We start from the raw sequence: 19892 nt of genomic DNA on the forward strand, positions 1-19892 counted from the left end.
ACTACGCGTGCTGAACCTGACAGGTGCTTAGCATGCGCCATTCAGCAGGCAGCACCCGCGTCTCTCCCGTCACATTGACCGTCACCACGTCGCGAATATCCGCCGACGATGCCCCCACCTGCAGCTCAAACTCGCCCGGCTCAACAATGCGTTTGCCGTCCCGACGGGTGAAGTTGAACATCTCCACGGGCAGCGTAAAGGTGAGCGTGGCCGTTTCGCCCGGCGCGAGCGCCACGCGCTGGAACGCTTTCAGCTCCTGAAGCGGCCGCACCTGCGTGGCAACCTGATCCCGGACGTACACCTGCACCACCTCGCTGCCGCTGCGTTCACCGCGGTTGGTGACGTCAATACTCAGCACCACCTCGCCGTCCACCGGTACGCTGTTTTGCGCGAGACGTGCTGCGCCCCAGTTAAATTGCGTCCAGCCAAGACCAAAACCAAAGGGATAGCGGGAGCCAAAGTGGAACGCGAATGGCGTGCCGCCGCTTTTCAGCTTGTGGTTGTAGTAGTACGGCATGGCGCCCGCACTTTTCGGCACGCTCACCACCAGACGTCCCTGCGGCTCCGCGCGGCCGGTTAACACATCGGCAATCGCCCAGCCCCCTTCCTGCCCAGGCGCCCAGGCCATCATCAGCGCCGCGACCTTATCTTCCAGCCCCTGAAGGTTGTACGGCCGCCCGCCGGTCATCACCACAATCACCGGTTTGCCCGTGGCGACCAGGGCGTCCAGCAACTGTTGCTGAACGCCAGGCAGGTTCAGGGAATCGGTATCGGATCCTTCCCCTACTGTGCCGCTCTGGAACAAACCGGCGAGGTCGCCGACGCAGGCCACCACCACGTCGCTCTCCTGCGCGGCGTTCACGGCTTCGGGGATCAGCGCGGTACTTTGCGACACCGGCGACTGCTGCATCGGTTTGCCCCCGCTGTCACCCGGGAAGACCGGCGCACCCGCCATCCGTTTTTCAATGATGTGACACCCTTTGGCGTAACGCACGTTCGACGCGCCCAGATAGTGCTCCAGCGCCGCGCGCGGGGTCGTCACCTGCGAGGTTTCGTCAACCATATCGCTGATAATTAAATGCACCGGGAAGCTGTAGCCGCTGAGCAACGCCAGCGGATCGTCCGCCGTGGGTCCCACCACCGCCACGCGGGGTTTGCCGCCGAGAGGCAAAATGCCGTTATTCTCCAGCAACGTCAGCGAGCGGGTCGCCACCTCACGTGCAACCTGCCGGGTGGTCTCATTTTGCAAATCAATGCCGCGTTCATCGGCATACGGGTTTTCAAACAGGCCGAGACGGAATTTTTCGGTCAGCACGCGTCCTACAATTTCGTCCACTTTTGCCATGGAGATCAGACCACGCCCGACGGCCTCGGCCAGATGGCGGGCGCAGTCATCTTTCGGCAGCTCAACATCAAGCCCGGCGTTAAAGGCCAGTGCGGCGGATTCGGTCGCATCATGCGAGACCCCGTGATGCTGATGCAGCAGGCTGACGCCGCCATAGTCCGCCACAACGATCCCGTCAAAGCCCCACTGTTCGCGCAGGACGGTGGTCAGCAGGAAGTGGTCGCTGTGCCCCGGCTGATTGTCGATATCGTGGTAGGCTGGCATCACCGACCCGGCATTGGCCAGCTTCACTGCCATTTCAAATGGCAGCAGGAAGGTATCATTCAGCTCGCTAAAGCCCAGATGAACCGGGGCATGGTTGCGCGCCCCCTCGCTGAACGAGTGGCCCACATAGTGCTTAAGCGTGGCCAGCAGATCGCGTTTATCGCCCTGCAGCCCTTTAACGTAGGCCGTGGCCATCACCCCCACCAGCCAGGGATCTTCGCCAAAGGTCTCTTCCGTGCGCCCCCAGCGCACATCGCGGGAGACATCCAGTACCGGGGCCAGCCCCTGCTGACAGCCCACAGAGCGCGCTTCTTTACCTATCTGCTCTGCTGCCTGCTGCACCAGGGCCGGATCCCAGGTTGAACCGTAGTTCAGCGAGGACGGGAACAGCGTCGCATCTTTGCACAACAACCCCACCAGACACTCCTCATGGAACAGCGCCGGAATGCCAAGCCGCGTCTCTTCCATCATCATGCGCTGCAGACGGTTGGCGGCGCGCACGCCGGTTTGCGCATCAACGATATGGGTGCCCAGCGGACGGGTGATCTGCCCGACGCCCAGCTTCAGTCGTTCGCTGAGCGAGGCCTGTTCACTCACCCCCGCGAATTCATCACTCAAATCGCTGCGTTCACGGTGGTTGCCGTTTTCATCGAGGATCAGCCAGTACGCGTGCATCTGGGCAAATTTCTCTTCCGGGGTCATGCGTGCCAGTAAGTCGGCGACGCGCTCGTGCACGGGACGTCCCGCGTCCTTATAGATTGCAGTCATGTTTTACTCCTGTAGGGCGGAAGGGGCAGCCGGGCTGAGTTGCCCTGCTTCTGGCCGCACGTCACGCTTGCTGGCCAGTTCGCGGGCGATGGTATCCACCAGCCGGCTGTTGAGTTTGTAGATGGCAAGCAGTGCGACCATGCAGAGGAACAGCACGCACGGAATAAGGGTAAACAGTGCGTTAATGGTCGTGAGTACGTGCGGCGCCTGGGTTGCCTGGCCTGGCGCGTAATCCACCATCCCGAGCACCCAACCCACCACCGCTCCGCCCAGCGCCAGACCAAACTTGATGGCAAACAGCGCGGTGGAGAAGACCAGACCATCAAGCCGACGGCCGCTGCGGTGCTCTTCGTAGTCGACCACATCGGAGAACATGGTCCACTGTAGCGGCGTGGTCAGGTTCTGGATGAAGCTAAAGACAATATTGAGGCCGAAAATCAGCCAGACCTGTGAAGGCGGCAGGAAGAAGATCAGCGCCCCGAAAATCACGAAGGAAATAATGGTCCACTGATAGGCGCGCACGCGGTCAAATTTCCCCAGCAGCCGTTCGGATAATAATGCGCCACTTAAGGAGGCCACCATCCCGGAGACGATAAAGGCAAAGACCAGTTCCGGGCGCAACAGCACATAATTCACGTAATACATCGTGGCAGAACCGCGCGTCACGACGGCCGTTAACAGCAAAATATTAAACAGGAACACAATTCGCCACTGGCTGTTCCCGGCCAGCAGTTTTAAATCGGTGAGCATGGAGCCAGAGGTGTCATTACGCGGAGAATAGCGCTCGCGGGTCATCAGGAAACAGCAGAAGAATAAAATAATCCCCAGCAATCCCATCAGGCTCATGGCATAGAAATAGCCTTTCTGTACGTTGCCCTGCCCTAGATGCGAGACCAGCGGCAACGCGATAACCGTCACAATCAACCCGCCGATAAACGACAGGCCAAAACGCCACGACTGCAGCGAATGACGCTCGCGCGGATCCAGCGTCAGTGCGCCCGGCATGGCGCAGTAAGGGACGTTAATCGCGGAATAGATGAGGCTTAAAATCCCGTAGGTCACGCAGGCATACACGATTTTCGCCGTGGGCCCGACGTCGGGAACGTAGAACGTAATGAGGCAACTTACGCCAAACGGAATGGCAAACCAGAGCAGCCATGGACGGAAACGACCGTGACGCGTTTGGGTGCGATCCACCAGCGCGCCTATACAGGGATCAATAAAGGCGTCGACCACGCGCACCACTAAAAACATGGTGCCCATAATGGCCGCAGGTAAACCGAAAACGTCTGTATAGAAATAAGCAAGAAATAACGTCGCTGTTTGCCAGACCAGCGCACTGGCCATATCACCTAAGCCATAACCTATTTTATCTTTGGTACGCAGTACAGAGGAGATTGTCATTTGTTATTTGCCTTTTTATCAGGTTAAAACGTATTTCAACCAGTTGCGCAAAATCCTGTTGATTTGCGCGGTAAGGCTCAAGTATTAGCAACGCTTTGCGCGCTAACAATTGTCTAAACTAACAGACAAATTATGATATTTGGTTTTTTACTTTATTTGTGATGGGGAGCAAATATAAGCGGAAATAAAAAAGGCGAGGATTATTTCCCTCGCCTTTTCAGATACGGATGACGTTACTTATTCAGTTCAGCCAGACTCAGCCAGGTTTGCACCACGGTATCCGGGTTGAGGGAAAGACTGTCGATCCCCTCTTCCATCAGCCAGGCCGCGAAGTCTTCATGGTCAGATGGGCCCTGACCACAAATCCCGACGTATTTACCCTGTTTCTTCGCCGCACGGATGGACATCGACAGCAGGGCTTTCACCGCCTCGTTGCGCTCATCGAACAGCTCAGAGACCACGCCGGAGTCACGGTCCAGACCCAGCGTCAGCTGCGTCATGTCGTTAGAGCCGATAGAGAAGCCGTCGAAGTGCTCCAGGAATTGCTCTGCCAGCAGAGCGTTGGACGGGATCTCACACATCATGATGATCTTCAGCCCGTTCTCGCCGCGCTTCAGACCCTGGCGCGCCAGCTCATCCACCACCGCTTTCGCCTGATCCACGGTGCGTACAAACGGGATCATGATCTCAACGTTGGTCAGCCCCATGTCGTTGCGCACGCGTTTTACCGCTTCACACTCCAGCGCGAAGCAGTCGCGGAAGCTGTCGGAGACATAACGTCCGGCCCCACGGAAGCCCAGCATCGGGTTCTCTTCTTCCGGCTCGTAACGCTCACCGCCCACCAGGTTGGCGTATTCGTTAGACTTAAAGTCCGACAGACGCACAATCACGCGCTTCGGATAAAACGCCGCACCGAGCGTCGCGATCCCTTCGGTCAGACGGCCGACGTAGAACTCTTTCGGCGAGTCGTAGCCTTTCATCATCTCGCGAATTTCGTTCTGCAGCTTTGCGTCCTGGTCGTCAAACTCCAGCAGCGCGCGCGGGTGAACGCCAATCATACGGTTGATGATAAATTCCAGACGCGCCAGGCCCACGCCTTCGTTCGGCAGGCAGGCGAAGTCAAACGCGCGGTCCGGGTTACCGACGTTCATCATGATCTTCAGCGGCAGGTCCGGCATGGTATCGACGCTGGAGCTTTTCACGCTGAAGTCGAGGATGTCGGCATACACGTAGCCGGTATCCCCTTCGGCACAGGAGACGGTCACATTCTGCCCGTCCTTCATGCGTTCGGTTGCGTCACCGCAGCCGACAACCGCCGGGATCCCCAGCTCGCGGGCGATGATCGCCGCGTGACAGGTACGGCCGCCACGGTTGGTGACGATAGCCGCGGCTTTCTTCATGATCGGTTCCCAGTCCGGGTCGGTCATGTCGGTTACCAGCACGTCGCCCGGCTGAATGCGGTTCATCTCGCTGATATCGTGGATCACTTTCACCGGACCGGCACCAATGCGGTGACCAATCGCGCGGCCTTCCGCCACGACTTTGCCCTGTGCGTGAAGGGTATAACGCTCCATGACCTGACCACGGGAGCGAACGGTTTCCGGACGCGCCTGGACGATGAACAGCTTGCCGGTGTTCCCGTCTTTGGCCCACTCGATGTCCATTGGACGGCCGTAGTGTTTTTCAATCTGCACCGCCTGCTTCGCCAGCTCCTGCACTTCGGCGTCGGTCAGGGAGAAGCGGTCGCGCAGCTCCTGCGGTACATCTTCAATTTTCACCTGCTTACCATGCTCCTGGGTCGGGGCATAGATCATGCGGATTTTTTTCGAGCCCATGGTGCGGCGAACCACCGCCGGACGGTTAGCGGCAAGCGTCGGTTTGTGGACGTAGAATTCGTCAGGGTTCACGGCCCCCTGCACCACCATTTCACCCAGACCCCACGCGGAGGTGATGAACACCACCTGGTCGAAGCCGGATTCGGTATCGATGGAGAACATCACGCCGGAAGAGCCCACGTCGGAACGCACCATACGCTGTACGCCCGCGGAGAGCGCCACGCCGCGATGGTCATAGCCCTGGTGTACGCGATAGGAGATGGCGCGATCGTTAAACAGGGAGGCGAACACGTGTTTCACCGCCACCAGCACCGCATCGTACCCCTGGACGTTCAGGAAGGTCTCCTGCTGCCCGGCGAACGAAGCATCCGGCATGTCTTCTGCGGTTGCAGAGGAGCGCACGGCGAAAGAGGCCTGCGCATCATCAGCGGAGAGCTGGTTGTACGCGTCGTGAATGGCTTTTTCCAGTTCCGGCTGGAAAGGTGTGTCGATAATCCACTGGCGGATCTGCGCCCCGGCTTTGGCAAGCTCGGTAACGTCATCAATATCCGTTTTATCCAGCAGGTCGTAAATGCGCTGGTTTACACCGCTCTGGTCTAAAAACAGGTTAAACGCATCGGCGGTTGTGGCAAACCCGTTTGGTACGGAGACACCCATACCGGACAGATTTGTAATCATTTCACCCAGGGAGGCATTTTTGCCCCCAACTCTGTCTACATCATTCATGCCGAGTTGGTTATACCAAAGCACCAGCGGTGACGAGCCATTGTTGGACATCGAAACAATCCTTTTGTGATATTTGATCGGAGTAAGAAACACCTGACTACGTATTTATACTGGCATAATTATTAGCGCTAAAAAAACGGTGAATCGTGTAAGCAATTTAAATTTTCAACTTTTCGGATACTTTCCCACCATCCGATAACCCGATGATTCCTATATATTCAGCCAAAAACCACAAAAATGAAGTCGCTATTTGAAAAATGAAATCCACTTTTCAGGAAAATCAAAAACACCGTTCCATTTATAATTAGGACAAGTTCTTTGCTGTGCAATTAACTTTTTTAATTTATGCTTTCAGACAATTAGGTCCGATATTCAGGGTGGATAAAATGGATAATGCTGTCGATCGCCACGTTTTTTATATTTCTGATGGTACGGCGATTACCGCCGAGGTGCTGGGGCACGCGGTGATGTCGCAGTTCCCCGTTTCGATTAACAGCATCACGCTGCCGTTTGTGGAAAATGAGAGCCGCGCGCGGGCGGTCAAGGATCAGATTGACGCCATTTACCAGCAGACCGGCGTGCGCCCGCTGGTCTTCTACTCCATTGTGATCCCGGAAATTCGCAGCATCATTCTGCAGAGTGAAGGGTTTTGCCAGGATATCGTTCAGGCGCTGGTGGCCCCGCTGCAGAGCGAGCTGAAACTCGACCCGACCCCCATCGCGCACCGAACCCACGGGCTGAACCCCGGCAACCTGACCAAATACGATGCGCGTATCGCCGCCATTGACTACACCCTGGCGCACGACGACGGGATCTCGCTGCGTAACCTCGACCAGGCGCAGGTCATTTTGCTGGGCGTCTCGCGCTGCGGTAAAACCCCAACCAGCCTCTACCTGGCGATGCAGTTTGGTATTCGTGCCGCTAACTACCCGTTCATTGCCGATGATATGGATAATCTGGTGCTGCCTGCTGCCCTGAAGCCGCTGCAGCACAAGCTGTTCGGTCTGACCATCAATCCGGAACGGCTGGCGGCGATCCGCGAAGAGCGACGCGAGAACAGCCGCTACGCCTCCATGCGCCAGTGCCGAATGGAAGTCTCCGAAGTGGAAGCGTTGTACCGCAAAAACCAGATCCCATGGCTCAACAGCACCAACTATTCGGTCGAAGAGATCGCCACCAAAATTCTCGACATCATGGGTCTCAATCGCCGCATGTACTAATATGCTAGTACATTAGCTCAGATTCGGGTATCATCATCCACATCCTCGGGGCGGAGCCGCCCCGAACTTGAAATCAGCAGGGATTGGTTTAAGGTGATGCCCATCACTTCCCGGTAGTCTGCCGATGAAGCACAAAATTTCTGAGACATTCCATGAATAAAACCGACGAACTCCGCACAGCGCGCATTGACAGCCTGGTCACACCGGCTGAACTGGCACAGCGGCATCCTCTTTCCGCAGGCGTTGCGGAGCATGTTACGGCCTCGCGCCGACGTATAGAAAAAATCCTCAATGGTGAAGACAAACGTCTTCTGGTGGTGATTGGCCCGTGCTCGATCCATGATCTGGACGCGGCAATGGATTATGCAAAACGGCTACAGGGACTGCGGGAACAACACCAGCATCGCCTTGAGATCGTGATGCGGACCTACTTTGAAAAACCCCGTACCGTGGTGGGCTGGAAGGGATTAATTTCAGACCCCGATCTCAACGGCAGCTATCGCGTTAACCACGGGATTGAGCTGGCGCGTAAGCTGCTTCTGCAGGTGAACGAGCTGGGCGTTCCCACGGCAACCGAGTTCCTCGATATGGTGACCGGCCAGTTTATCGCCGATCTGATCAGCTGGGGCGCGATTGGCGCACGGACCACCGAAAGCCAGATCCACCGTGAAATGGCCTCTGCCCTCTCCTGCCCGGTCGGGTTTAAAAACGGAACCGACGGCAACACCCGGATTGCGGTCGATGCGATCCGCGCTGCGCGTGCCAGCCACATGTTCCTCTCGCCGGATAAGAGCGGCCAGATGACCATCTACCAGACCAGCGGTAACCCGTACGGGCATATCATTATGCGCGGCGGGAAGAAACCGAACTATCACGCCGGGGATATTGCCGCGGCCTGTGAAACGCTGGCCGAGTTCGATCTGCCGGAACATCTGGTGGTGGACTTCAGCCACGGTAACTGTCAGAAACAGCACCGTCGCCAGCTGGATGTCTGCGATGAGATCTGCCAGCAGATCCGCAGCGGTTCAAGCGCCGTTGCGGGCATTATGGCCGAAAGTTTCCTCAAGGAAGGGACGCAGAAGATCGTGGCCGGTCAGCCGCTGGTTTACGGCCAGTCGATCACCGACCCGTGCCTGAGCTGGGAAGACAGCGAACTGTTGCTGGAAAAGCTGGCGTCTGCGGTAGATACGCGCTTCTGATGTTATTGTCGGGTGGCGCTGCGCTTACCCGACCTACGATACGTGCCGTTGTAGGCCCGGTAAGGCGTAGCCGCCACCGGGCGTTTCATTGCACAAATTTGATCCTCTCACCCTTTTTTCACAAAAACGCTTGCCGCGAATTTGCAGTTTATTGATAATGATTATCATTGTTACATTGATTGTTATTTATAAACATTATGTCACGTACGGATAACACTGCGGCAACGCCGCCAAAAACAGACACAGCACCCGCCCCCGCCGGGCGTCGCGTTGACAGCAAAACCCTGCTGGGCGACGAGGGACGGGTCATTATCGAGCATGACGGTCAGTACTACCTGTTGCGTCAGACCCATGCCGGAAAATTGATCCTCACAAAATAAACAACACAAAAACTCCGCCAGCCACCCAGGTGACCCCCCAGGCAGCCAGCGCTTTCAATTCTTAATGGAGAGTTGCTATGCCACATCTGCCTTCCGCGCCTTTACGTCCGTCACTGCTGGCGCTGGCGATTGTCAGCACCCTGCCGGGCGTCGCGTTTGCTACCACAGATGAAATGACCGTAACCGCCACGGGTAACGCCCGTAGCGCCTTCGAAGCGCCCATGATGGTAAGCGTGATTGACGCCAGCACACCGGATAAACAGACCGCCAGCTCGGCGGCGGACCTGCTGCGTAACGTCCCCGGCCTGACGCTCGATGGCACCGGACGTACCAACGGCCAGGACGTTAACCTGCGCGGTTATGACCGTCGCGGCGTGCTGGTACTGGTTGACGGCGTGCGCCAGGGCACCGACACCGGCCACCTGAACAGCACCTTCCTCGATCCAGCACTGATTAAACGTATCGAAGTGGTGCGCGGTCCGTCGGCCCTGCTGTACGGCAGCGGCGCGCTGGGCGGTGTGATTGCCTATGACACCGTCGATGCCAAAGATCTGCTGGAGCCGGGTAAAAATAGCGGCTACCGGGTGTTCGCTACCGGTGCGACGGGCGATCACAGCATCGGCATGGGGGCCAGCGCCTATGGCCGCACCGATACCCTGGACGGGCTGGTCTCCTGGTCGAGCCGGGATCGCGGCGATCTGCGCCAGAGTGACGGTACAACCGCCCCGAACGACGAATCCATTCAGAACATGCTGGCGAAGGGCAGCTGGAAAATCGACGCGGCCCAGAGCCTGAGCGGCTCCCTGCGCTATTACAATAACGCCGCACAGGAGCCGAAAAACCCGCAAACCAGTGCAGCAGACAGCAGCAGTAACCCGCTGACCGACCGCTCCACCATCCAGCGTGACGCACAGCTCGGCTATCACCTTGCTCCACAGGGTAACGACTGGCTGAACGCCGACGCGAAAATCTACTGGTCCGAAGCGCGCATCAACGCCCAGAATATCGACGGCAGCGGTGAGTTTCGTAAACAGACCACCAAAGGTGGCAAAGTGGAGAACCGCACCCGTCTGTTCAGCGATTCCTTTGCGTCACATCTGCTGACCTACGGCGGTGAGTATTATCGTCAGGAGCAACGCCCGGGCGGCGCAACGACGGGCTTCCCGCAGGCGCAAATCGATTTCAGCTCCGGCTGGCTGCAGGATGAAATCACCCTGCGTGACCTGCCCGTTACCCTTCTGGGCGGCACACGCTATGACAACTACCGCGGCAGCAGCGACGGCTACAAGGATGTGGATGCCGATAAGTGGTCCTCCCGCGCCGGGTTAACCGTCAGCCCGACCGACTGGCTGATGCTGTTCGGCTCTTACGCGCAGGCGTTTCGTGCACCGACCATGGGCGAAATGTACAACGATGCCAAACACTTCTCCATCGGCCGCTTCTATACCAACTACTGGGTGCCAAACCCGAATCTGCGCCCGGAAACCAACGAAACGCAGGAGTATGGTTTTGGTCTGCGCTTTGATGATCTGATGCTGGCCAACGATGCGCTGGAGTTTAAAGCCAGCTATTTCGATACCAACGCCAAAGACTACATCTCCACCACCGTCAATTTTGCGGCGGCGACCACCATGTCGTATAACGTCCCGAACGCCAAAATCTGGGGCTGGGACGTGATGGCAAAATACTCCGCCGACCTGTTCAACCTCGACCTCGCCTATAACCGCACGCGCGGAAAAGATACCGACACGGGCGAGTACATCTCCAGCATCAACCCGGATACCGTCACCAGTAAGCTGGATGTTCCGCTGGCACAAAGCGGCTTCTCCGTCGGCTGGATCGGCACCTTTGTCGATCGCTCAACGCACATCAGCAGCAGCTACAGCGAGCAGCCCGGCTATGCGGTCAACGATTTCTACGTGAGCTACACCGGCCAGGCGCAGCTTAAAGGCGTCACCACGACGCTGGTGCTGGGCAACGCCTTCGACAAAGAATACTGGTCGCCACAGGGCATTCCGCAGGATGGCCGAAACGGGAAGATTTTCGTCAGTTATCAGTGGTAATCCCCGCCCCGGCTGGCCGGGGCAATGCTTTGAGAGGAAAAGACAATGAATCACTACACACGCTGGCTTGAGCTAAAAGAAGACAATCCGGGTAAGTACGCGCGCGACATCGCAGGTTTAATGAACATCAGCGAAGCCGAGCTGACCTTCGCCCGTGTGGGTCATGACGCCTGGCGCCTGCGCGGTGACGTCCGCGAGATCCTGGCCGCGCTGGAAGCGGTGGGCGAAACCAAATGCATCTGCCGCAACGACTACGCCGTTCACGAGCAGGTCGGCGCCTTTACCCATCAACACCTGAGCGGCCACGCCGGGCTGATCCTCAACCCGCGCGCGCTGGATCTGCGCCTGTTCCTTAACCAGTGGGCGAGCGTATTTCACATCAGCGAGGCCACCGCCCGTGGCGAGCGACAGAGCATTCAGTTCTTCGACCACCAGGGCGACGCCCTGCTGAAGGTTTACGCCACGGATAACACCGACCTCACCGCCTGGGGCGACCTGCTCACCCGCTTTATCTTTGCCGGGAATCCGCCACTGGCGTTGAAAACGGCCGATGTCCCGGCTCACGCTGAAAACCCGGACGCCTCGCTCGTGGACACTGAGTGGCGCGCCATGACCGACGTGCATCAGTTCTTCAGCCTGCTCAAGCGCCATAACCTCAGCCGGCAGCAGGCGTTTCGCCTGGTGGGTGACGATCTGGCCTGCAGGGTCGACAACACCGCGCTGACCCAACTGCTGGAGACGGCGCGCCAGGACGGGAACGAAATCATGATTTTCGTCGGCAATCGCGGCTGCGTGCAGATCTTCACCGGCGTGGTGGAAAAGCTGATGCCCATGAAGGGCTGGCTGAACATCTTCAACCCGGCCTTCACCCTGCATCTGCTGGAAGGCGCCATCGCCGAATCCTGGGTCACGCGCAAACCGACGGCTGACGGACATGTCACCAGCCTGGAGCTGTTTGCCGCCGACGGCACGCAGATTGCCCAGCTGTACGGCCAGCGGAGCGAAGGCGAACCCGAGCAGAGCCAGTGGCGCAGCCAGATCGACGCCTTAACGGCAAAAGGGCTGGCCGCATGAAAAAATGGCTTGCCCTGATCAGCGCCCTGCCGCTGCTGGCATTTGCTGCGCCGCAGGCGAAAATCGTCGCGCTCGGCGGCGACGTTACCGAGATTGTCTATGCACTCGGCGCGGCGTCTTCGCTGGTGGCACGCGACAGCACCAGCCAGTGGCCACAGGCGGCGAACGCGCTGCCGGACGTGGGCTATTTGCGCCAGCTGAATGCCGAAGGCATTTTGTCCATGCGCCCCACGCTGGTGCTGGCCAGTGCGCAGGCACAGCCGTCTCTGGCGTTAAAACAGGTAGCGCAGAGCCACGTCAGGGTGATCACCGTTCCGGCAGGCAATGATCTGAGCGTTATCGATGAAAAGGTTCGGGTTATCGCTGAAGCGACACACCGCGAGGCCGAAGGGAAAACCCTGCGCAACACGCTGCGTCAGGCGCTGTCGGCGCTTCCTGCGTCACCGCTCAATAAACGGGTGCTGTTTATTCTCAACCACGGCGGGATGACCGCGATGGCCGCCGGGCAACAAACCGCGGCGGATGCTGCGATCCGTGCGGCGGGACTGCAGAATGCGATGCAGGGTTTCACCCGCTATCAGCCGCTGTCTCAGGAAGGGGTTATCGCCAGTCAGCCCGACCTGGTGGTGATTTCGCAGGACGGCGTTAACGCTCTGGGCGGGGCGGATGCGGTATGGCAACTGCCCGGTCTGGCGCAAACCCCGGCGGGACGTCACCGGCAGATGCTGGCCATCGACGATATGGCGCTGCTGGGCTTTAGCGTGCGAACGCCACAGGCGATCCAGCAGTTACGCCGTAAAGCGGAGCAACTGCCCTGATGTCCCGACGCGCCGTACTGGCATTGTGCTTGCTGGCCGCGCTGCTGGCCGTCATGACGCTGGCGGCCAGCGGTGTGGGCGCGTTGCGCCTGCCGGTCAGCCTGCTGTGGACCGGCAGCGACGACGCGCTGCGTCAGATCTGGCTGACGATCCGCCTGCCCCGCGTGCTGCTGGCGCTGGCGATCGGCGGTTCGCTGGCGCTGGCGGGCTGCGTGATGCAGGGACTGTTTCGTAACCCGCTGGCCGACCCGGGCCTGCTGGGGATCAGCAGCGGCGCAGCACTCGCCGTCGCGCTGTGGGTGGTTATTCCGCTCTCCCTACCCGCGCTGGTGATGCTGTACGCCCCGATGCTGGCGGCGTTTCTCGGCGCGCTGGCCGCGACTTTCGTCATTTTCCTGCTTAGCCGGCAGCGTGACAGTTCCCTGTCGCGCCTGCTGCTGGTGGGGATTGCCATCAATGCCCTGTGCGGGGCGGCCGTCGGCGTGCTGTCATGGCTCAGCAATGATGCCCAGCTTCGCCAGCTCTCACTCTGGGGCATGGGCAGCCTCGGCCAGGCCCAGTGGTCAACGCTGCTGGCCGTCTGCTCGCTGATGGTTCCCACCGTGCTGGTTATCTGGCGCCTGGCTGGCGCACTTAATTTGCTGCAGCTTGGCGAAGAAGAGGCGCACTACCTCGGGGTGGAGGTGGCCGTTGTGCAGCGGCTCCTGCTGCTGTGCAGCGCCCTGCTGGTGGCCGCCGCGGTGGCCGTCAGCGGCGTTATCAGTTTTGTTGGCCTTGTGGTGCCACACCTGGTGCGCATGTGGCTGGGGGCCGACCACCGGGCAGTGATCCCCGGCTCGGTGCTGGCCGGTGCGTTACTGTTGCTGGCGGCCGATACGCTGGCGCGTACCCTGGTCGCCCCGGCGGAAATGCCGGTCGGTTTATTGACCAGTCTTCTCGGTGCGCCGTGGTTCCTGTGGCTTATCTTTCGTCGCGGAGGTGCGCATGGCTGAACGCTATTGTGCGGAAAATATTGTCTTTCACGCCGGGCAACGGACGCTGATCGACGACGTGTCGCTGACCCTCTCTCAGGGCGAACTGGTGGCGCTGATAGGCCCCAACGGTGCCGGGAAATCGACCTTGTTACGCCTGCTTACCGGCTATCTCAAACCCGCAAGTGGACAGTGCAGTCTGGCGGGAACGCCGCTTGCAGCCTGGCCGCCGGACAGACTCTCCCGCTACCGGGCGGTGATGCGCCAGAGTACGCAGCTCGGATTCGACTGGCCGGTGCAAGCGGTGATCGGGATGGGGCGTGCGCCGTGGACGCGTCGCCCTGAGGCGTCAGTAATTGAGGAAGTGATGGCCATCTCCGGCTGTTTACCGCTGGCGGGCAGGCAGTTTGCGGCGCTCTCCGGCGGCGAGCAGCAACGCGTCCAGCTCGCCCGCGCGCTGGCACAGCTCTGGTGCGACGGTGCGCCGCGCGGCTGGCTGTTTCTCGATGAACCCACGTCCGCGCTGGATCTTTACCACCAGCAGCATCTGCTGCGCCTGCTCTCTTCCCTGACCCGTCGGGGGCATTTGCATGTCTGTGTGGTCCTGCACGATCTCAATCTGGCGGCGCTGTGGGCGGATCGGATCCTGCTGTTACATAACGGCAAAATGGTCGCTCAGGGGACCCCGGAGGCGGTTCTGCAGGCCGATACGCTGACGCGCTGGTACGGCGCGCAAGTGCACGTTGGCCGACACCCGGCTCAAGCCGCGCCGCAGGTATTTCTCGCCCCCTGATCGGGCTGATAAAAATCTTTCAGGGTTTCCAGCAGGGCATGCGCCGCTTTTGAGAGCTGCGTGTGCCCCGGATGGATCACCCCGATACACTTTTCTATCGGCGGGCTGTCCAGCGGAAGGCAGACCGCACCCAGCGATGTCATCTGCGCCTCGCACAGCGCCGGTACGGCACTGCCGCCCAGCCCGCTGGCGACCATCCTCCCTACCGTCACCAGCTGATGGCTCTCCAGCGCCACCTCCAGCTTGCGGCCGCTACGGGCCAGCTCCTCTTCCATCATCAGGCGCACCGCCGAGGGGCGCTGCAGGGTAATGAAATCCAGCGTCAGCAGTTCATTCCAGGAGAGGCGTTTTTTCACCGCAAGGGGGGACGCTTTCGGCACAATGGCGACAAACCGGTCGAGGCCCAGCGGCGTGAACAGCAGGTTATGCGTCGGCGCCGGTTCAAAGGCGATCCCCATCTCGACCCGCCCTTCCCGCACCATCTCAATCACCTGTTCGTTGATGACATCATGCACGGTGACGTTGATCCCGGCGTGGCGATCGCGAAACGCTTTCAGCACCTCCGGCAGGACGTTGGCCGCAAACGATGGCATGGCCGCGACCGAGATTTTGCCGCGCTGCAGCGTAAAGCACTGGTGCATTGCCTCTTCCACGTTATCCCAGTCAGCCAGCAGCTGCCGCGCCATCGGTAAAAAGGTTTCGCCCTCCTGCGTCAGGGTGACCTTACGCGTGCTTCGCTGCAGCAGCGGGCCTCCCAGCGCATCCTCCAGCCCTTTAATCGTCAGGCTGAGGGCAGGCTGAGAAAGATTTAGCCGTTCGCTGGCGTGCGCAAAATTGAGAGTGTGAGCTACCGCTAAAAACGCGCGTAACTGTTTGACACTCATTCTCATTTTTCATCCTGTTAACTAATTGAAAAAATTTAGTTAACAGGAAATTAATAAAAAAACCAAATGAGTGGGTCACAAATTCAAAATTAACAAAAGAGTCGTCGCCCCCAATGATACCGCCACGGACAACAGGAGGGATGGTTATGGCAGGACTGGATAAGCGCGTCGGCAGCTATGCGCAGGCGCTGGAGGGGCTGACGGACGGGATGACATTGCTGGCGGGCGGCTTTGGCCTGTGCGGTATTCCTGAAAATCTGATTGCGGAAGTCAAACGCCGTCAGGTGCAGGGCCTGACGGTGGTCTCGAACAACTGCGGCGTGGATGGTTTCGGGCTCGGGCTGCTGCTGGAGACGCGCCAGGTGCGGAAGGTGGTGGCGTCTTACGTCGGCGAGAACGCGCTGTTCGAACAGCAGGTGCTGAGCGGAGAACTGGAGATTGAGCTGACGCCCCAGGGCACGCTGGCCGAAAAGGTGCGCGCGGGCGGGGCCGGTATTCCGGCATTTTACACGGCTACTGGCTATGGCACGCCCGTGGCCGCAGGGAAAGAGGTACGTCAGTTTGCCGGTAAGCACTACATCCTTGAAGAGGCCATCACCGGCGATTTTGCGCTTATCAAGGGCTGGAAAGCGGACTGGTACGGCAACGTTATCTATCGCCATACCGCGCAGAATTTCAACCCGCTGATGGCCACCGCAGGACGGATAACCGTGGTGGAGGTGGAAGAGATTGTCCCGCCGGGTGAGCTGCCGCCGTCCGCGATCCACACTCCGGGAATTTACGTCGACAGGCTGATTGTCGGCCAGTTTGAGAAACGCATTGAACAGCGCACGCTGCGCGCAGAGGGAGTCTGACCATGTTAACCCGCGAACAGATGGCCATGCGCGTCGCCCGCGAGTTGCGCGACGGTTACTACGTCAACCTGGGGATCGGCATCCCGACGCTGGTGGCGAACTACATCCCGGACGGCATGGACGTGATGCTCCAGTCAGAAAACGGACTGCTGGGGATGGGGGAATTTCCCGATGCGCAGAGTCTTGATGCCGACATGATCAACGCTGGTAAGCAGACCGTTACCGCGCGAACCGGTGCCGCCATTTTCGACTCGGCCCAGTCGTTCGCCATGATCCGGGGCGGTCACGTCGACCTCACGGTGCTGGGGGCGTTTGAGGTGGACGTCGAAGGCAACATCGCCTCGTGGATGATCCCCGGAAAGATGGTGAAAGGCATGGGCGGCGCCATGGATCTCGTCGCCGGGGCGCAGAACATCATCGTCGTGATGACCCATGCTTCGAAAAGCGGTGAGTCAAAACTGCTGTCACGCTGCACGCTGCCGCTCACCGGGGTGGGCTGCATTCACCGGGTGTTAACCGACCTGGCACTGCTGGAAATTAAAGACGGTGCGTTCATTCTGCGGGAATACGCCCCCGGCGTCAGCATTGACGACATCGTCAACAAAACCGCCGGGAAAATCATTGTGGCGGACGACGTTCGCGAAATGCGCTTTAGCTGAGGACTCAACATGAAAAACGTCATGATAGTCGGGGCAACGCGAACGCCGATTGGCAGTTTTCGCGGCTCGCTCTCGACCCTTTCCGCGGTTGAGCTGGGTGCGGTCGTGGTGCGCCGCCTGCTTGAGGAGAGCTCGCTTTCGGCAGGTGACACAGACGAACTGATTTTTGGGCAGGTGCTGACGGCAGGCTGCGGACAAAACCCGGCGCGTCAGACGGCTATCGCCGCCGGGCTGCCCGTCAGTACCCCCGCCACCACGGTCAATCTGGTCTGCGGCGCGGGGCTGAAGGCGGTACAGCTTGCGGCACAGGCTATCCGCTGTGGCGACGCAGAGGTGGTGATCGCGGGCGGTCAGGAGAGCATGAGCAATGCCCCTTACCTGCTGGACGGCGCCCGTTCCGGGCTGCGTTTTGGCCACACGGGCCTGCAGGACAGCATGATCGTCGACGGCCTGTGGGATGCGTTTAACGATTACCACATGGGGATCACCGCGGAAAACGTCGCCCGGCAGTACGGCATTTCACGCGAGCAGCAGGATGCCTTCGCCGCCGGGTCACAGCAAAAGGCGGCGTCTGCCATCGAATCTGCTCGCTTTGAGGCCGAGATTGCCCCGGTAACGGTAAAACAGGGCAAGAAGCCGCCATTGGTGATTCGTCATGACGAACAACCCCGGCCAGGAACCACCGCAGAGCAGCTTGCGCAACTGCGCCCCGCGTTTCGCCAGGAGGACGGCACGGTCACCGCGGGGAATGCCTCCACCCTGAACGATGGCGCCGCCGCGGTGTTGCTGATGAGCGAAGAAAAAGCGCGGGCGAGCGGACTACCGGTGCTGGGCCGGATCGTGAGCTACGCCGTTACCGGGGTCGACCCGTCCGTAATGGGCATCGGTCCCGTCAGTGCCTGCCAGATTGCGCTGGCACGGGCGGGCTGGACGCTGGATGAGGTGGATCTCATCGAAGCCAATGAAGCCTTTGCCGCGCAGGCGCTGGCGGTCGGCAAACTGCTCGGCTGGGATACGCGCAAAGTCAATGTCAACGGTGGCGCTATCGCGCTGGGCCATCCGATTGGTGCATCCGGCTGTCGGATCCTTGTGACGCTGCTGCATGAGATGCAGCGCCGTGACGCCAAAAAAGGGCTCGTCACCCTGTGCGTAGGCGGCGGGCAAGGCATTGCGCTGACCGTCGAGCGTTAAACCTCTCGTGAGTACCCGAATATAACAACAGTAAGGAGTCGCAATGAGTGTGTTAATTGCCCTGGCGGCGCTGGCCCTGCTGATGCTGGCGGCCTATCGCGGATATAGCGTTATTCTGTTTGCGCCCATTGCGGCGCTGGGTGCCGTGCTGTTGACCGACCCGGGCGCTGTCGGCCCGACGTTTACCGGCCTGTTCATGGAAAAGATGGTGGGCTTCGTCAAGCTCTACTTCCCGGTGTTCCTGCTGGGCGCCGTGTTTGGCAAGCTGATTGAACTCTCCGGCTTCTCACGCTCCATTGTCGCCGCAGCGATTCAGATCCTTGGCCGCCGCCACGCCATTCCGGTGATTGTGCTGGTCTGCGCGCTGTTAACCTACGGCGGCGTGTCGCTCTTCGTGGTGGCGTTTGCCGTTTATCCGTTCGCCGCCGAACTGTTTCGCCAGAGCGGGATCCCCAAACGGCTGATCCCGGCGACCGTGGCGCTGGGGGCGTTCTCGTTCACCATGGATGCCCTGCCCGGCACGCCGCAGATCCAGAATATTATCCCCACCAGCTTCTTCGGTACAAACGCCTGGGCTGCCCCCTGGCTGGGGCTGATTGGTTCGCTGTTTATTATCTGCTTTGGCCTGCTCTGGCTGGAGCGTCAGCGGCGGAAAGCGCTGAATAACAACGAAGGTTACGGCACGGATCTGAAAAACGAACCGGAAACACCGGACAACATTAACCTTCCCCATCCGCTGATTGCGATCTCCCCTCTGCTGGTGGTGGGGATCCTCAACCTGCTGTTTACCCGCTGGATCCCCGGCTGGTATGGCACCAGCCACGAGCTGACTCTGCCCGGGCTGGCAAAGCCGATTGTGACCGAGGTCAGCAAGATCACCGCCATCTGGGCCGTGGAAGCCGCGCTGATTTCCGGTATCGTGCTGGTGCTGATCTTTGGCTTTCGCAATATCCGTGGGCGTCTGGCGGAAGGTAGCCGGACGGCAGTGAGCGGCGCGATCCTGGCGGCGATGAATACCGCCTCGGAATATGGTTTTGGTGCCGTTATCGCCGCCCTGCCCGGCTTTCTGGTCTTATCCCACGCGCTGGCGGCCATTCCGAACCCGTTACTGAATGAAGCGATCAGCGTGACCGTTCTCGCCGGGATCACCGGTTCGGCTTCAGGTGGGATGAGCATTGCGCTGGCGGCCATGGCAGACAGCTTTGTCGCCGCCGCCCATGCCGCGAATATTCCGCTGGAGGTCCTGCACCGGGTGGCTTCTATGGCCAGCGGTGGTATGGATACGCTCCCCCATAACGGCGCGGTGATCACCCTGCTGGCCATCACCGGTCTTAGCCATCGTCAGGCCTACGGCGGTATTTTCGCCATCACGATCATCAAAAGTCTGGCGGTGCTTTTTGTCATTGCCGTGTTCTATCTCACCGGCATTGTGTAAGGAGAATCA

The 19892-nt window shown here is 59.6% G+C and carries 16 protein-coding genes; 12 read left to right on the forward strand and 4 right to left on the reverse strand.

All coding sequences use genetic code 11. The features are described from left to right. Position 1: 1 nt before the first annotated feature. The 3 genes from NQ842_RS14770 to ppsA all read right to left on the reverse strand — a co-directional run bounded on the left by NQ842_RS14770 (position 2) and on the right by ppsA (position 6393). Positions 2-2377 (reverse strand): glycoside hydrolase family 3 N-terminal domain-containing protein, encoded by a 2376-nt coding sequence (locus NQ842_RS14770; protein WP_046887871.1) that lies wholly within the window; start codon positions 2375-2377, stop codon positions 2-4. A 3-nt stretch (positions 2378-2380) separates the two neighbouring features. Continuing rightward, a complete protein-coding gene (locus tag NQ842_RS14775) occupies positions 2381-3781 on the reverse strand; it encodes an MFS transporter (RefSeq protein ID WP_046887870.1) in 1401 nt (466 codons plus the stop codon). 233 nt (positions 3782-4014) lie between these two features. Continuing rightward, positions 4015-6393, reverse strand: a complete 2379-nt coding sequence (gene ppsA / locus NQ842_RS14780) for a phosphoenolpyruvate synthase (protein WP_050859571.1) — start codon at positions 6391-6393, stop codon at positions 4015-4017. A gap of 335 nt (positions 6394-6728) precedes the next feature. Here ppsA and ppsR point away from each other — a divergent pair, with 335 nt between their 5' ends. From ppsR to NQ842_RS14820, 8 genes are all read left to right on the forward strand, one after another. Continuing rightward, positions 6729-7562: a posphoenolpyruvate synthetase regulatory kinase/phosphorylase PpsR gene (ppsR, locus tag NQ842_RS14785; protein ID WP_014831569.1), complete on the forward strand. Its 834-nt coding sequence runs from the start codon at positions 6729-6731 to the stop codon at positions 7560-7562. Between the two features lie 152 nt (positions 7563-7714). Next, positions 7715-8761 (forward strand): 3-deoxy-7-phosphoheptulonate synthase AroH, encoded by a 1047-nt coding sequence (gene aroH / locus NQ842_RS14790; RefSeq protein WP_046887868.1) that lies wholly within the window; start codon positions 7715-7717, stop codon positions 8759-8761. A gap of 197 nt (positions 8762-8958) precedes the next feature. Then, positions 8959-9141, forward strand: a complete 183-nt coding sequence (gene hemP / locus NQ842_RS14795; RefSeq protein WP_050859570.1) for a hemin uptake protein HemP — start codon at positions 8959-8961, stop codon at positions 9139-9141. A 77-nt stretch (positions 9142-9218) separates the two neighbouring features. After that, positions 9219-11204 (forward strand): TonB-dependent hemoglobin/transferrin/lactoferrin family receptor, encoded by a 1986-nt coding sequence (locus NQ842_RS14800; protein WP_063412810.1) that lies wholly within the window; start codon positions 9219-9221, stop codon positions 11202-11204. Between the two features lie 45 nt (positions 11205-11249). After that, positions 11250-12278, forward strand: coding sequence for a hematinate-forming heme oxygenase ChuS (chuS, locus tag NQ842_RS14805; protein WP_118283678.1), 1029 nt, complete (start codon positions 11250-11252; stop codon positions 12276-12278). Beyond that, entirely contained in the window at positions 12275-13096 is an 822-nt protein-coding gene (locus NQ842_RS14810; RefSeq protein WP_248061603.1) for a hemin ABC transporter substrate-binding protein, read from the forward strand. Before chuS ends, NQ842_RS14810 begins: the two co-directional genes overlap by 4 nt. Beyond that, positions 13096-14088, forward strand: a complete 993-nt coding sequence (locus NQ842_RS14815) for an iron ABC transporter permease (protein ID WP_257256030.1) — start codon at positions 13096-13098, stop codon at positions 14086-14088. Before NQ842_RS14810 ends, NQ842_RS14815 begins: the two co-directional genes overlap by 1 nt. Next, positions 14081-14860 carry a heme ABC transporter ATP-binding protein gene (locus NQ842_RS14820; protein ID WP_257256031.1) on the forward strand — a complete coding sequence of 260 codons (780 nt, stop codon included), beginning with the start codon at positions 14081-14083 and terminating at the stop codon, positions 14858-14860. The genes NQ842_RS14815 and NQ842_RS14820 overlap by 8 nt, the downstream gene beginning before the upstream one ends. Here NQ842_RS14820 and NQ842_RS14825 read toward each other — a convergent pair. Continuing rightward, positions 14827-15750, reverse strand: a complete 924-nt coding sequence (locus NQ842_RS14825; RefSeq protein ID WP_182381606.1) for a LysR family transcriptional regulator — start codon at positions 15748-15750, stop codon at positions 14827-14829. The two genes, NQ842_RS14820 and NQ842_RS14825, sit on opposite strands and share 34 nt — an antisense overlap. 140 nt (positions 15751-15890) lie before the next feature. Between NQ842_RS14825 and NQ842_RS14830 the strand changes: the two genes are divergently transcribed. From NQ842_RS14830 to NQ842_RS14845, 4 genes are read left to right on the forward strand one after another with little or no spacing between them, the layout of a single operon-like run. Then, entirely contained in the window at positions 15891-16598 is a 708-nt protein-coding gene (locus NQ842_RS14830; protein WP_047023716.1) for a CoA transferase subunit A, read from the forward strand. A 2-nt stretch (positions 16599-16600) separates the two neighbouring features. Next, a complete protein-coding gene (locus NQ842_RS14835; protein WP_063426294.1) occupies positions 16601-17257 on the forward strand; it encodes a CoA transferase subunit B in 657 nt (218 codons plus the stop codon). 9 nt (positions 17258-17266) lie between these two features. Then, positions 17267-18448 carry an acetyl-CoA C-acetyltransferase gene (locus NQ842_RS14840; protein ID WP_257256032.1) on the forward strand — a complete coding sequence of 394 codons (1182 nt, stop codon included), beginning with the start codon at positions 17267-17269 and terminating at the stop codon, positions 18446-18448. A 43-nt stretch (positions 18449-18491) separates the two neighbouring features. Next, positions 18492-19883 carry a GntP family permease gene (locus NQ842_RS14845; protein ID WP_013096992.1) on the forward strand — a complete coding sequence of 464 codons (1392 nt, stop codon included), beginning with the start codon at positions 18492-18494 and terminating at the stop codon, positions 19881-19883. Positions 19884-19892 lie beyond the last annotated feature (9 nt).

The sequence above is a fragment of the Enterobacter cloacae complex sp. R_G8 genome (genome assembly GCF_024599795.1).
Classification (GTDB): Bacteria; Pseudomonadota; Gammaproteobacteria; order Enterobacterales; family Enterobacteriaceae; genus Enterobacter; species Enterobacter dissolvens.

What these genes read in the sequence shown, in the direction of transcription:
- NQ842_RS14770 (WP_046887871.1), bottom strand. Translation starts at nt 2,377, where the DNA reads ATGACTGCAATCTATAAGGACGCGGGACGTCCCGTGCACGAGCGCGTC.
- NQ842_RS14775 (WP_046887870.1), bottom strand. Translation starts at nt 3,781, where the DNA reads ATGACAATCTCCTCTGTACTGCGTACCAAAGATAAAATAGGTTATGGC.
- ppsA (WP_050859571.1), bottom strand. Translation starts at nt 6,393, where the DNA reads ATGTCCAACAATGGCTCGTCACCGCTGGTGCTTTGGTATAACCAACTC.
- ppsR (WP_014831569.1), top strand. Translation starts at nt 6,729, where the DNA reads ATGGATAATGCTGTCGATCGCCACGTTTTTTATATTTCTGATGGTACG.
- aroH (WP_046887868.1), top strand. Translation starts at nt 7,715, where the DNA reads ATGAATAAAACCGACGAACTCCGCACAGCGCGCATTGACAGCCTGGTC.
- hemP (WP_050859570.1), top strand. Translation starts at nt 8,959, where the DNA reads ATGTCACGTACGGATAACACTGCGGCAACGCCGCCAAAAACAGACACA.
- NQ842_RS14800 (WP_063412810.1), top strand. Translation starts at nt 9,219, where the DNA reads ATGCCACATCTGCCTTCCGCGCCTTTACGTCCGTCACTGCTGGCGCTG.
- chuS (WP_118283678.1), top strand. Translation starts at nt 11,250, where the DNA reads ATGAATCACTACACACGCTGGCTTGAGCTAAAAGAAGACAATCCGGGT.
- NQ842_RS14810 (WP_248061603.1), top strand. Translation starts at nt 12,275, where the DNA reads ATGAAAAAATGGCTTGCCCTGATCAGCGCCCTGCCGCTGCTGGCATTT.
- NQ842_RS14815 (WP_257256030.1), top strand. Translation starts at nt 13,096, where the DNA reads ATGTCCCGACGCGCCGTACTGGCATTGTGCTTGCTGGCCGCGCTGCTG.
- NQ842_RS14820 (WP_257256031.1), top strand. Translation starts at nt 14,081, where the DNA reads ATGGCTGAACGCTATTGTGCGGAAAATATTGTCTTTCACGCCGGGCAA.
- NQ842_RS14825 (WP_182381606.1), bottom strand. Translation starts at nt 15,750, where the DNA reads ATGAGAATGAGTGTCAAACAGTTACGCGCGTTTTTAGCGGTAGCTCAC.
- NQ842_RS14830 (WP_047023716.1), top strand. Translation starts at nt 15,891, where the DNA reads ATGGCAGGACTGGATAAGCGCGTCGGCAGCTATGCGCAGGCGCTGGAG.
- NQ842_RS14835 (WP_063426294.1), top strand. Translation starts at nt 16,601, where the DNA reads ATGTTAACCCGCGAACAGATGGCCATGCGCGTCGCCCGCGAGTTGCGC.
- NQ842_RS14840 (WP_257256032.1), top strand. Translation starts at nt 17,267, where the DNA reads ATGAAAAACGTCATGATAGTCGGGGCAACGCGAACGCCGATTGGCAGT.
- NQ842_RS14845 (WP_013096992.1), top strand. Translation starts at nt 18,492, where the DNA reads ATGAGTGTGTTAATTGCCCTGGCGGCGCTGGCCCTGCTGATGCTGGCG.